This window comes from Eisenbergiella sp. OF01-20 (assembly GCF_003478085.1).
GTDB lineage: Bacteria > Bacillota > Clostridia > Lachnospirales > Lachnospiraceae > Eisenbergiella.
This window is the reverse complement of record NZ_QUES01000010.1, coordinates 47,679-61,105: the sequence shown is the minus strand read 5'-3', so window position 1 is coordinate 61,105 and position 13,427 is coordinate 47,679. Positions and strand designations below refer to the sequence as shown.

Annotated in this window: 11 protein-coding genes; 3 read left to right on the top strand and 8 right to left on the bottom strand. The window is 51.2% G+C overall.

The window, feature by feature from the left end; all coding sequences use genetic code 11:
* Positions 1-4 precede the first annotated feature (4 nt).
* Positions 5-1,507: a UxaA family hydrolase gene (locus DXA36_RS13580; protein ID WP_118680072.1), complete on the top strand. Its 1,503-nt coding sequence runs from the start codon at positions 5-7 to the stop codon at positions 1,505-1,507.
* A gap of 14 nt (positions 1,508-1,521) precedes the next feature.
* A complete protein-coding gene (locus tag DXA36_RS13575) occupies positions 1,522-3,027 on the top strand; it encodes a tagaturonate reductase (RefSeq protein WP_118680065.1) in 1,506 nt (501 codons plus the stop codon).
* A 45-nt stretch (positions 3,028-3,072) separates the two neighbouring features.
* Here DXA36_RS13575 and DXA36_RS13570 read toward each other — a convergent pair whose 3' ends face one another.
* The 8 genes from DXA36_RS13570 to DXA36_RS13535 all read right to left on the bottom strand — a co-directional run bounded on the left by DXA36_RS13570 (position 3,073) and on the right by DXA36_RS13535 (position 11,819).
* Entirely contained in the window at positions 3,073-3,612 is a 540-nt protein-coding gene (locus DXA36_RS13570; RefSeq protein WP_118680063.1) for a rubrerythrin family protein, read from the bottom strand.
* Positions 3,613-3,655: 43 nt separating this feature from the next.
* Entirely contained in the window at positions 3,656-5,401 is a 1,746-nt protein-coding gene (locus tag DXA36_RS13565) for an ATP-binding protein (RefSeq protein ID WP_118680061.1), read from the bottom strand.
* Between the two features lie 257 nt (positions 5,402-5,658).
* The gene (locus DXA36_RS13560; protein WP_118680059.1) at positions 5,659-6,087 is read right to left on the bottom strand and encodes a permease prefix domain 1-containing protein; all 429 of its coding nucleotides are present in this window, start codon (positions 6,085-6,087) and stop codon (positions 5,659-5,661) included.
* Positions 6,080-6,412 (bottom strand): PadR family transcriptional regulator, encoded by a 333-nt coding sequence (locus tag DXA36_RS13555; RefSeq protein WP_118680057.1) that lies wholly within the window; start codon positions 6,410-6,412, stop codon positions 6,080-6,082. The genes DXA36_RS13560 and DXA36_RS13555 overlap by 8 nt, the downstream gene beginning before the upstream one ends.
* Positions 6,413-6,532: 120 nt before the next feature.
* Positions 6,533-7,057, bottom strand: coding sequence for a hypothetical protein (locus DXA36_RS13550; protein WP_118680055.1), 525 nt, complete (start codon positions 7,055-7,057; stop codon positions 6,533-6,535).
* A 2-nt stretch (positions 7,058-7,059) separates the two neighbouring features.
* Positions 7,060-9,678 carry a glycoside hydrolase family 28 protein gene (locus tag DXA36_RS13545; RefSeq protein WP_118680053.1) on the bottom strand — a complete coding sequence of 873 codons (2,619 nt, stop codon included), beginning with the start codon at positions 9,676-9,678 and terminating at the stop codon, positions 7,060-7,062.
* Positions 9,679-9,680: 2 nt separating this feature from the next.
* Positions 9,681-11,045: an MATE family efflux transporter gene (locus DXA36_RS13540; protein WP_118680051.1), complete on the bottom strand. Its 1,365-nt coding sequence runs from the start codon at positions 11,043-11,045 to the stop codon at positions 9,681-9,683.
* A gap of 129 nt (positions 11,046-11,174) precedes the next feature.
* The gene (locus DXA36_RS13535) at positions 11,175-11,819 is read right to left on the bottom strand and encodes an RpiB/LacA/LacB family sugar-phosphate isomerase (RefSeq protein ID WP_118680049.1); all 645 of its coding nucleotides are present in this window, start codon (positions 11,817-11,819) and stop codon (positions 11,175-11,177) included.
* A 255-nt stretch (positions 11,820-12,074) separates the two neighbouring features.
* Between DXA36_RS13535 and DXA36_RS13530 the strand changes: the two genes are divergently transcribed.
* The gene (locus DXA36_RS13530) at positions 12,075-13,424 is read left to right on the top strand and encodes an MATE family efflux transporter (protein WP_118680047.1); all 1,350 of its coding nucleotides are present in this window, start codon (positions 12,075-12,077) and stop codon (positions 13,422-13,424) included.
* Positions 13,425-13,427 lie beyond the last annotated feature (3 nt).

Here is a 13,427-nt window from a genome sequence, read left to right as displayed (position 1 = left end):
ATTTATGCAGACTTTTATCCGCATTCATCCCGAAGATACCGTTGCTGTGGCGCTGCAGCCTCTGGCTGCCGGAACCGCTGTCGTCGCGGAGGGAAAACCGATTACCCTCCGGGAGGATATCCCGCAGGGGCATAAATTCGCCCTGGTGCATATTCCCGCCGGGGAAGCGGTTATCAAATACGGCTCCCCTATCGGTACGGCCGTCACGGACATCTTACCCGGCTCCTGGATCCATACCTCCAACCTGAAAACCGGTCTGGGCGATGTGCTGACTTATACCTATAGCCCATCCCTCTTTGCAGGTACGGATCAGGCTGCTGACGCCCTCTCGGAAACACCTCCTTATTTTTATGGCTACCGGAGAAAAAACGGGCGTGCAGGGGTACGCAATGAAATCTGGATCATTCCCACCGTCGGCTGTGTCAACAATGTGGCTGAGACAATAGCGGACCGGGCGCAGGGATTCCTGTGCGGCAGCCTGGATGCCATCGCCGCCTTTCCCCATCCCTATGGCTGTTCCCAGATGGGGGAGGATCAGGAAAACACGAGACAGATTCTCGCAGACCTGGTCAACCATCCCAATGCCGGCGGCATCCTGGTACTTGGGCTTGGCTGTGAAAACAGCAATATAGAGGAATTGAAAAAATATATCGGCACCTATGATCCTGACCGTGTCAAATTCCTCGTCGCCCAGGACTCGGAGGATGAAATAGCCGATGGCCTGGCTCTTATCAAAGAACTGGCAGGCCGTGCCGGGACCTGTGTGCGGGAGGCAATCCCCTGCAGTGAACTGGTTATCGGTATGAAATGCGGAGGATCCGACGGACTTTCCGGCATAACGGCCAATCCTACAGTGGGCGTTTTTTCCGATCTACTCATTGCGGCCGGCGGGACTACCATACTTACCGAGGTTCCTGAAATGTTCGGCGCGGAGACCCAGCTGATGAACCGCTGCGAAAACGAAGCACTTTTCCGGCAGACCGTGGATCTCATCAATGATTTCAAGAACTATTTTACCAGCCACAACCAGACGATTTATGAAAATCCATCCCCGGGCAATAAAAAAGGGGGGATTTCCACTTTGGAAGACAAATCCCTTGGCTGCACCCAGAAATCCGGCTCCGCACCGGTCCGGGGTGTCCTCGCCTATGGGGAGCCGGTATGCACACATGGCCTGAATCTTCTCAGCGCACCGGGAAACGACCTGGTTGCCGCCACGGCGCTTGCGGCCTCCGGCGCTCAGATCGTGCTCTTTACCACCGGCCGGGGAACTCCCTTTGCTTCCCCCGTGCCTACAGTGAAAATATCCAGCAACCTGGCGCTCAGTGAAAAGAAAAAGAACTGGATTGATTTTGACTGCGGCCGTATGGTAAACGGAACCCCGCTTCCGGAACTGGGGAAAATGCTTTTTGACTATGTAATCCGTGTGGCAAACGGGGAGCAGGTCAAATCCGAAGCCGCCGGTTTCCATGACATGGCAATCTTTAAACAAGGTGTTACTTTATAGGAGGAATAAAAATCATGAACAAATTATCGTACCGGACATTGGAAGAAAAAGGCTTTACCGGCTATCTTCTGAAAGAAGCACCCGAACGGATCATCCAATTCGGGGAAGGCAACTTCATGCGCGCGTTTGTGGATTTTTTTATTGACAGCATGAATGAAAAAGCCGCTTTCCAGTCCAAGGTTGTGTTGGTTCAGCCCATCGCCCCCATTCCGGGCGCTTTTGATCTGAAGGACGCCATCAATGAACAGGAGGGACTGTATACCCTGTATCTGCGCGGTTGTGAAAACGGGGAAAAAGTGAATAAAAAAAGGGTGATATCCTGTGTGAGCCGCTGTCTGAACGCTTACACCGATTTCGAAGCCGTAATGGCCTGTGCGGAAAATCCGCAGCTGCGCTTTATTTCCTGCAATACCACGGAAGCCGGGATTACCTATGATCCCTCCTGCCGTTTTGAGGACCGTCCGGCAGCAAGCTACCCCGGCAAGCTCACCCAGTTTTTATACCGCCGTTTTCAGACCTTTGGCGGGGAACCGGGGAAAGGCTTCCTGATCCTTGCCTGTGAGCTGATTGACGATAATGGGAAGGAACTGGAAAAATGTGTGCTGAAGTATGCGGCGCAATGGGGGCTTGGCGACGATTTTGTACAATGGATACAGGACGAAAATATCTTCTGTTCTACCCTGGTGGATCGCATTGTTACCGGTTTTCCCAGAGCGGAAGCCGCAGCACGGAATGAGGAAAACGGCTACGAAGATAACGTGATGGATACCGGAGAAGTATTTGGCTTCTGGGTTATCGAAGGCCCGCAATCCATCAAGGAGGAACTACCTTTTGAAAAGGCAGGCCTCCCCATTCTGGTAACGGAGGATCATAAGCCCTATAAGCAGCGCAAGGTACGTATCCTTAACGGCGCCCATACTTCTATGGTTCTCGGCGCTTACCTTGCAGGACAGGATATCGTCCGTGACTGTATGGAAGATCCGGTTATCCGGGGCTTTATGAATAAAGCCATCTACCAGGAAATCATTCCCACACTCACCCTGCCCAGGGAAGAACTGGAGGACTTTGCCGCCTCTGTAACGGAACGATTCCGCAACCCTTATATCGACCATGCCCTCCTCTCCATTTCCCTGAATTCCACCTCCAAATGGAAAGCGAGAGTTCTTCCTTCCCTGAAGGGTTATATCGAAACGAAAGGAAGCCTTCCGGTATGTCTTACCGCTTCCCTCGCCTTCTATATTGCGTTTTACGGGGGCGGCGATCTCACGGAAAGCGGCCTGACCTGTACCCGCCCGAAGGGCAACCGGTATCCGGTTTCCGATGACAGGGATATCCTGGAGTTCTTCGCCGCCCATAAGAATGACAGCCCGGAGGATCTGGTTCATGCGGTATGCTGCCAAAGCGGCTTCTGGGGGATGGATCTGACCTGCCTGCCCGGACTGGAAACAGCTGTATGCGCAGATTTAAAGGTCATTTTGGAAAAAGGCGCTTACCGGTTAATGCAGGATTGTCTGGCCTGAGCCAAAAAGAGGAGAGAACGACAGCATCGTTCTTTCCTCTTTATTTTAATAATTTTCACAATTTAATTCAAAGTAACCCTGGGGATAACCGCAGGCCGGACATTTTTCAGGGGCACATTTCCCAAATACCACAAAACCGCAGTTCATGCAGATCCATACCTCTTCCTCTTCTTTACAGAAAACCTCTCCGTTCCTGAGATTCTCAGCCAGCTGCCGGAAACGGAAATCGTGGTGTCTTTCCACTTCCCCAATCCTGCGGAACAGCCGGGCAATATCCACAAAGCCTTCTTTTTCCGCCGTTTCCGCGAAATCCCGGTACATTTCCGTCCATTCTCTCTTTTCACCTGCCTGGGAATCCGCAAGAATCTCATCCAGCATCGGCAGGGCGCCTTCATTCAGCATGCGCAGCCATACTTCCGCATGCTCCTGTTCATTTCCTGCCGTTTCTTCAAAAATAGAACCCATCTGCCGGAAGCCGTCCTTATTGGCAATACGGGCGTAAATTCTGTATTTCGTACCTGCGAGCAGTTCCCCGGTATAGGCCTTCTCCAGGTTTTTATAGGTTTCACTTTCTTTAAAATCCATAATTCCATCAGCCGCTTTTCTTTTATCATATGAAAAACGGTGCTCAGCCGTTACTTATCATTTCCAGAAGCTTATCCATATCCACCGGCTTTGTCAGATAACCATCCATTCCATTTTCCCTGGCCCTGTCCACATCCTCCATAAAGGCATTCGCAGAAAGGCCGATAATCTGCACGCTTCCTGCGTCCGGCCGATCCATCTCCCGTATCCTGCGGCAGGCCTCCAGCCCGTTTAGTACGGGCATCTGGATATCCATGAGTATACACTGATAGTAGCCGACGGAGGAATCCCTGTAGGTATCCACCGCTTCCTTCCCGTCAAACACGGCATCCACCACGGCTCCGCTGCTGTCCAGCATAAAGGTAACGATTTCCGAGTTAATGGCATTATCCTCCGCCAGAAGGATATGGAGACCGGAAAGGCTGTCGGCCGCCTGTACGGAAGCCGCTGCAAGAGGTTTTTCCTCTGCCGCATCCGCCTTGCCCCGCCCAAGCACCACCGATACTTTGAACTGGGAACCTTCTCCGGGCCTGCTGTCAACTGTGATTTTTCCGCCCATCATCCTGGCAAAATTCTGGCTGATCGCCAGTCCCAGCCCCGTCCCCCCATACTGCCTTGATGTAACGGACTGCTCCTGTTCAAAGGGATCAAACAGCTTTGCCTGGAATTCTTTGCTTATGCCGATGCCGGTATCCGATATCAGGAACTCCAGGGCAGTCTTATCCGGCCCTGCCGCCTGCTCCTTTACATCCACGGTCACTTTCCCCCCGGCCGGTGTGAACTTCATGGCATTGGAAATAATATTTACCAGAATCTGGCTGAGCCTGAGATCATCCCCGATCACATTTTCCAAAGCGGGATTGTCATAATGGATGCTGAATTCTATGCCGCCGTCCTCCGCTTTCTGGTTAAACATCACATATATACGCTCCAAAACCTCCGTCACCCGGAACGGCTTATCGGCAAGCTCCACCTTGCCGCTTTCTATCCGGGACATATCCAGAATGTCGTTAATCAGCGTCAGGAGATAACCGGAGGACAGGTCTATTTTTTTGAGGCAATCCATCACTTTGTCCCTGTCGTCCAGGGATCGCCTTGCGATTTCCGTCATGCCTATGATCCCGTTCATCGGCGTCCGTATTTCATGGGACATGGAAGAAAGGAACTCACTTTTTGCCTGGCTTGCTTTTTCCGCCGAATCCAGCGCCCGCTGCATTTTTTTCTGCCAATGGCCGTATACAAGAAACAAAATACCCAGAAAGATAAAGCCTGCATTAAAGCTCACCAGGGTCTCCTTTGCGGAGATGACACATTGTTCCGAATACTTTTCCGCAGCCGATACCAGGCGATCAGCCGTTTTAAAATGATTTTCGCTCATTTCGAACAGGCGCTGCACATCCCCGTCCTGTCTCACCTGCGCGATTTCCGCCTTTAACGCAATCCACTCACCGCTCAGTTCCTCAAGCAGCTTCCGGTAGTCCGGATCCGGAAGTGCAGTCAGCCCATATTCCCCTTCCCCTGTTGAAAGCTCCGAAATGATTCCGTCCAGATATCGGATCAGCTCATCGTTTGGCGTATGGTTCATTTCCTGCTTCACAAGACGCTGCGTAGCCCCTCTGACTATCCCGGCATAATTAATCACCCTCGCATTTCCCTGCATATGGGCTATCGTGGAAAAGGATGTTGTACTGATGATGAAAAAAACAAAAATAAGCAGAACTGCTATCAGACGTGTCACATTTTTCTGCACTGCCTTTTTTATGGTGCCGCTTTTCTTACCTGCCTCCATGTGAATCCTCCCAGACACATGAAAAGCACTGACCGGTATTCATTGCCCATCCAAACCGTCTGTCTTTTGTCCATGTGTTTCCGCTATGTCCTTTTCGGACCTTAACCAGATTATATCATACCATGTACATTTCGACAAATTATCTTTGAAAATTAAATAATAGGTAACTCTTTTTTATTTTTTTCTTCTTCACCGCAGAATGAGGCTCTGTAAAAGGACGGAAGGCTTTCCGTTCTTCCGTTTCCTCCACCAAATGATCATAGCCGCAGGCAGAAACGATCAGTCCTGCCAGAATCATATTGACCACTATACTGGCCAGTCCTTCTGAAAGAAACGGAAGGGTGGTAAACCAGGCGAATTGGAATCCGAAATTTCCGGAAAAATACAATCCTGCCTGCATGGCAAGCATATAACCGCTGGGGATCCGGAAGGCAGGTCTGATTCAGCATAACGCCCAGAGCCGATGCATCCCCCATGTCCTTTACCGCCCGGCTCATGGCCTCCTCCTCTCCCATACCGGCCTGCCGGTATTCCTCCGCCTTATTCTCCATATGCGCATACAATTCTCTTCCCGCACGTTTTGCCGCAGGCTTGTACTGTATCTGCGCTTCCACATCCGCTAAAAACAGGGCCGCATCCTGGCTTCCGGCATCACCTGGCATATTCACATCTTCTTTTTTATGCATGGACCACACCTCCCAGAACCAGATTAACCGCTTTTTCATAGGCCGACCATTCCGCTTTTTTCCCTGTCAGCGTCTTTTTCCCTTTGGGGGTAATCCGGTAATATCTGCGCACTCTCCCGGTAGGCGCAGGCTGCTCAAAGCTCTCAATATCTCCCTGCTGCTCCAGCATATGCAGCAGAGGATACAGGGTGCCCTCCTTCAGGGAAAACACCTTCTCACTGCGTTCCTCCAATTCCTTAATCATCTGATAGCCATACATTTCCTCCTTTTCCAAAAGCTTCAGAAGAAGCATGGAGGTTCCCACCGCCATCATTTTCTTATCCATTTGCTGCCTCCTTTCTGTAGGTACCGAAAAGCAAAATTTTATGTTTGGCAAAAAATACCTAGATAATCTATGCATTATATATTACATAGATTATCTAGGTATGTCAATTGTTATTTGTGCTTATCCTTCTATCTGTTCCAAAAAGATTTCCGCATCTTTTCTGCTGTGGAAAATCAGGAAATCTTTATCCTGATACTTCTCTTGCATAGCCAGGATCCCCGGGTTGCATTTTTCCGGGAATTGCCATATCCACTTCAGAAAGCGAAAAAATTCTTTGTCTCTTTTTTCCTCAAGGTATTCCGGAAGATCGATCCTCTTATGTCCATGACGTTTCCATACACGGTACATGCAGAGAAGCCGGTTAATATCAAAGAACAGAATTAAGTCGGCCGCCTCTATCCGCATTTGCAGGGTTTCATGATGATTTCCATCTATGATCCATTCGCTGCCCTGAATGAAAGCCCTGTTTTTCTCCTGCCATTCTTCTTCCGGAGGATAGTTCCAGCCAGGCTGCCAGCATTCTTTATCCAGATAAATAACCGGATATCCCGTTTTACTGCCCATCCTCTGCGCCGTCCAGCTTTTCCCGCTTCCGGAATTTCCCAGAAGAATTATTTTTTTATATATTTTTCCTTTATATTTCATAGTCAGCGGATCACCACCTTACATTCCCCATACTCCGCCAATATCCCGTCATCCACTGTAAGCCGGATTCGGAATTCCCCTTTTTGGCCTTTTCCGGGAGTCCACCGGATTTCCATCTGATCTTCCAGGAAAACGGCACCCTCCGGCAGTTCATCGGCAGTGATTTTCATGTCTATTTTCCGGCCCTTTACCCCATAATCACAGACTTCCGCCGTTTCATTGTATATACGCCCATTCCATTCTTTTTCTGAAATTTCGGAAGCGGGATTACGTACCTTAACCGGTATTCTGATTTCTTCGCCGGTTCTGCCCTCATATTTTGCCGGCATGGCAAAAAAGGGACGGTAAACGGTGAGAGGCAGCGGATATTTGTCCGTTTCTACCGGATAACTGTACCCATTCTCCGGGCAGGGCAGCGTGGGGTACGGATAATATTCATCCGGAGGCGTCCCGGGGGCAGGTGCGGTAATTTCCACCTTTTTCACCTGCCAGTCCGGGGGAAAGACCGCATCCCTCACCTCGGTCCTCATATAAGGCTGGTGCAGGATATATTCCCTGCCTGTGGGCCTGCGGAAAGCGCTTGCCACGACGGCGGCGTGCTCCACTCCCGCCTTGCTATCTGCGGTTATTTCCGAAAGTCTGACGCGGGAGGCGTCGTCCAGCACCACCGCGTGCCGGCCGTCCTCTGTTTTCCAGGTAAAAGACACTTTCTCCAGAGTCAAATCCTCCACATGTCTTGCATACAATCCATATGCCGGGAGAATGCCCCAGTTTTCCGGTTCCGGATAAACATAAGGAAGCTCCGGCACGTTGTAGGGATCTGCTTTCCAGCCGCCCGTTTCCCTGTCCCAGTCCGCCCGGGGAAGCAGGCCTTCCTCCTTCAGGAAAAATGTATTCACCAGCCAGGGCAGGCTTTGTACGCAGGGTTTTGCTCCATACTGGACATAATCCCAGTTGGTATTGAGCTGTCTTTGCTCCGCCGCATGCTCCATGGACAGGCCTCCCCGGTATTCCACCCGGATATTTTTCATACATACCCGGCGGACAGGGCTGTCTGCAAGGCCCATTACCAGGATAGGATACCTGGGATCCGCATTGGTAATTGTCACATTGCTGATCTCAATATCAGAAACGCACGCCATATGGCCGCTGCCGCAGGCATTGGCATAACAAGGCTCCTCCCATGCCGCCAGGGGCTTTTCCCGATCCGCTTCATAGGCGCCGGCGGAGGAACAATACCGTTTTCCGTAACAGCTATCCCCCTCCCGCTGAAGGTTCGCTTCATTCACTGCGGCAGGAGCGTCCGGATTCACTACCAAGAAAGAAGAATGCCCGTCAATGGTAACTTTCCGTTCTTTCCTGTAAGAAGGGCTGTACCGCAGGGCCGGATAACGGATATAGCCGTCCCTGTCGGGCAGGACCCATTTCCGGTTGTCCAGACGCACATTCCCTTTTCCGGCCTCCGTCCGTTCTTCGCTGCTGTTCCCGGTGACAGGAAAACGGCACCTGTCTCCCGCGCGGATAAAAATGGGGGAACTGCTGATAGTATGCATTTCACAGTCCGTAAAAAGAATATCCTTCAGGTCCGATCCGTCCACCGCCTCCAGGGCAAATCCCCGGGAACGTTCAAACCGTACCCTGCGTATGGTTACCTGTTCGTAACCGCAGGTAGATTCGGTTCCGAGCTTCACCCTTCCTGTGGGGCCGCCGCGATCTGCCGCCACCAGCTTTTCCCGGGTATATACTCCCGCATAAACACTTCCCGCATCATAGCCGCTCACCTTACAGTCCTCTATAAGCACATTTTTGAGAGGCATAAATTTCCCCGCCCCAAAGGATGCCTTCATAACAAGCGCATCATCGGTAAGGGAGTTAAAAACACTGTTTCTGACGGTTACATTCCGGCAGCAGTCCACGTCCAGCGCATCCCTGGTGGTATCCACCAGGACATCCTCCACCAGCATATTTTCCACCCCTTCGGCTATGATGGCAAAATGACCGCCGATAACTACGGAAATCCCTTTAATCACTACGTTACAGCAGCGCACCAGGGCAATCGCCTTGTTGCCGAACCATTCGCCGTTTTCTCCCGCCACTCCCGGATCCCGCCTGTATTCCGGCTCTTCAGGATCGCCTCCCTGCAGCACATACGTACGGTAACCGCTGTCAAAACAGCTGCCGTCAATCATGCCTTCCCCATAAAGCATGATATCGGAAATGTCGGCTCCGTATAGCAGACTGTTTGCAAAATAGGTATGTCCGTGATCCTGTATTCCCACATACCGGTTTTCCTCCGGCCGGTCATAGTTACCGCCTTCCCCCTCCTGTTTTTCATAGGAATGGCGGATATCCGTGCGTGCGGCACGAAGAACGGCTCCTTTTTCCAGACAAAGATTTACCCCGGAACGGAGCCGGATCGTATAGGTCTTAAACTCTCCCTCCGGTACCACCACGGTTCCGCCGCCGTCTTCTGCGGCAGCAGCGATCGCCTGGTTTATCCCCATTGTGTTATCCACTGGATTTCCCCCGGGTACGGCTCCGTATGCGGTAATTACATATCTTTTTTCCCGGTACAGATCCTCTGCCCGCAGGCAGGCTCCTGTTGCTGTTTTTATACCCATTTTTATTCTTCCCTTCTGCAGCCTTTTTCTTTTTTTCCGGAAATGAGTAAATACGGCACCTCAAAAAGCAGCATGACGCTCCAGCCCGCCGCACAGGCAAATGCCACACCGTATATCCCCAAAACCGGAGCCGTCACATAGGTAACCGCCACTCTTATGCCCGTCTGGATAAAGGTGCCTGCCAATGTTATCCCCATTTTCCCTCTCCCCCGGAAATACCCCTGCAGCCCATTGGTAAAGGCCGGGAAAAGATAGAAAAATGCCATGGTCTTCAGATATCTGCTTCCCAGTTCCACCACAGTCCCGCCTTCCCCGACGCTTACAAATGCTTTCATAAGCGGTTCCCGGGCCAGGAAAACCACCAGGAAAATGAAAATCCAGTACAGGAATTCCATCAGCAGCCCTATCCGCAGGCCGTCGCGTACCCGCCCTTCCCTCTCCTTACGTGTCCTGTCCGCGCCCAGGTTCTGGGCGGTAAAGGTAGTCATCCCATGGGAAATGCTCTGTTCCGGGGTAAACGCAAAATCATCCACTCTGTTCACCGCCTGGAAAGCGGCTATCACATCCACCCCTAAAGGATTTACCGCTCCCTGGACCAGCAGCTTGCCAACCGGCTGGCAAGCCTGCTGGAGCGCCGTAACGCCCCCATAACGGAGCGTTTTCTTCAGAAGTCCGGGATCGATACGAAAGGTCTCCTTGTCCGGATGAAGCAAAGGGACCCGTTTTTTTATGTAGATCCAGGTAAGAATTGCCGATACACTTTCCGCGGCAACGGTGGTTACAGCAGAACAGACAATCCCAAACCCCAGGAAACCGATAAATATGAGATCCAGCCCTGCGTTCAGCAGGGAAGCAACCATCAGAAACTTGACCGGTGTGCCCGAATCACCCACACTTTTCAGAGCCGCTGCAAGCGCATTATAAAAGTAGGTGAAGGGTGCCCCGGAAAGAATGATCGTAAGATATACGCAGGCATCATCCAGAACACTGTCCGGCACCCGGAGCAGAACTAACAGGGGCCGGGCAAAAAGGATGCCGCATGCGGCGACCGCCAGGGAAAAATACAGGCCGAACAAAAGGGTGGTGGACAGTTCTTTTTTCAGCTCCTCCTTACGGCCGGAACCGAAGAAGCCGCTCATCAGGACTCCTGCTCCCATACAGATACCGGATATCCCGAGAATGATGATATTCATAACCGGCCCTGCCGTTCCCAGGGCTGCCAGCGCTTCTTTTCCGATAAACCTTCCTGCAATGATGGAATCCACTGCATTATAAGCAAGCTGAAACAGGTTCCCAACCACGAGCGGCACCGAATACCGGATCAGATGCCCTGCAATGCTTCCTTTTGTCATATCTGAGGCTGCCATGCTCCCTCTCCTTTTCCTGTGCAGGCCTATACCGGAAAACCGGCAGCCGCCAACGGGGTTCCACTCCCGCCCGGAGGTTCTGCCGGTCTTTCCTGGCTTTTGTGTACAACAAGCGGGCACCGCCGCTTCTCAGTTATTCTCCAGCAGTTCCTTCACACAGGCCGCGATTTTATCACACTTACAGTTTGCAAAAAAATACGCACGGAATCTGTCACCGGCAATGGCGCCCTTTACCAGATCCTGATCCAGATTTTTCAAAATCGTGCACAGATCATTATGGGTAACCTTTTTTACCTCATCCAGGATTTTTTTGTTGCGCTGCTCCGGGATTACCCGTTCCCTGGGGTATCCCTGTCCGCTCTCGCCTTCAAACAGCTTCTCAAAAATATATTCCAGGTTCAGCTCCGCCCCCCATCCAAAGCCTTTGGCAAAAGGAAGGGCAATAGCGTTCCCATCGTTGATCTGGGAAAACATATAGGCATCGGAAGGATCCACAATATGTCCGCAGAGCACGCCGGGAAAAGCGTTGCAGGCAAGCATGGCCCCTTCACCGGTGCCGCAGCCTGTAACCACATAGTCGGCCGCTCCGGAATTCAGCAGAATGGCGGCCAGAATACCATTCTGTACATAGGTAAGCTGGTGGGTATCCTCCGCACCGTACATTCCGTAATTGAACACCTCATGTCCTTTCAGCTCCGCTACTTTTCTAAGAACGGCCTCCACCTGGGCATTCTTTGCCGCCTGACTGTTTTCGTTAATCAATGCAATTTTCATTCCCAATATCCTCCTTAAACTCGGCCGGCGGTTATTCTGTTTTTCCTGCCCGGCTGTATTGCTAAAATTATACCGTATTTTTTATGTTTTTGCTTGTCTTTTCTTTCCCTTAATCATGCATATTCTACACCTCTGCAACAGTTCAGGCTTTCTTTTCCGGTTTCCTGTGATATAATAGAAAATTGGCGGTTAAAATTAAGCCGCCGCAGTAAACTGTTATTTTAGAAGGAAAAACGAAAGACAGGGAGAAGTGGTATGGATAAAGCATCTAAGACTACACTGATGACGGAAGGTTCGATTTGGAAAAAGATTATAGCATTTGCTGTTCCTCTTTTTCTGGGGAATCTTTTCCAGCAGCTTTATAACACGGCAGATTCTTTAATTGTAGGGAACTTTCTCGGCAGCGAAGCCCTTGCCGCCGTCAGTTCTTCCGGCAGCCTGATTTTCCTTTTGGTGGGTTTTTTTAACGGCATCGCCATAGGCGCGGGAGTGGTCATCGGAAGATACTATGGGGCGAGGCAGATTGATAAGGTGCAGAAGGCCATACATACTACCATCGCTTTCGGGCTTGCCGCCGGTGTCGCACTGACGGTAATCGGTGTTTTGCTTACGCCGCAGCTGCTGCTTTGGATGGGAACCCCGCAGGATGTCCTGCCCAATTCCATCCTTTACTTCCGGATTTATTTCTGCGGTTCCCTTGCCTTTGTCCTATATAATATTTTTGTAGGAATTCTGCAGTCCGTGGGCGACAGCAGGCATCCGCTGGTGTACCTGATCATTTCTTCCGTCGTTAACATCCTGCTGGATTTGCTGTTCGTTGGGGTCATGGGCTTTGGCGTGGGAAGCGCGGCCATGGCTACCATCATCTCGCAGTTTGTCAGCGCCATCCTGTGTCTTCTGCGGCTGTCCAGAAGCCCGGAGGATTACCGGGTACATTTGCGTAAGATCCGTTTTGATTTCTCTTTCCTGAAGCAGATCATTCAAAACGGCCTTCCCTCCGGTTTTCAGAATTCCATCATTTCCATCGCCAATGTGGTGGTGCAGGCCAATATCAACAGCTTTGGGAAAATGGCCATGGCGGGCTGCGGGGCATACTCCAAAATAGAAGGCTTCGGTTTTCTGCCCATTACCTGTTTTGCCATGTCCATGACCACTTTTATCAGCCAGAATCTGGGGGCTGGTAAATATGACCGCGCCAAAAAAGGGGCGCGCTTCGGTATCCTTTGTTCCGTCGTAATGGCGGAGCTGGTGGGTATCCTGATTTACGGGCTTGCCCCTGTCCTGATAGCCGCCTTCAACAACGATCCGCAGGTGGTTTCGTTTGGTACCGCTCAGGCCCGTACGGTGACCCTTTTCTATTTTTTACTTGCCTTTTCCCACTGCATGGCAGGCATCCTGCGAGGCGCAGGGAAGGCTACAGTCCCCATGCTGGTAATGATGTGCTGCTGGTGTATTATCCGTATCACTTATATCAGCATTGCGGTAAAAATCATCCCGGTCATCAACGTGGTTTTCTGGGCATATCCCCTGACCTGGACGCTGAGTTCCCTTGTTTTTCTCATCTATTTCCTGAAAGCGGACTGGATTCACGGATTTGAGAATTAAAAC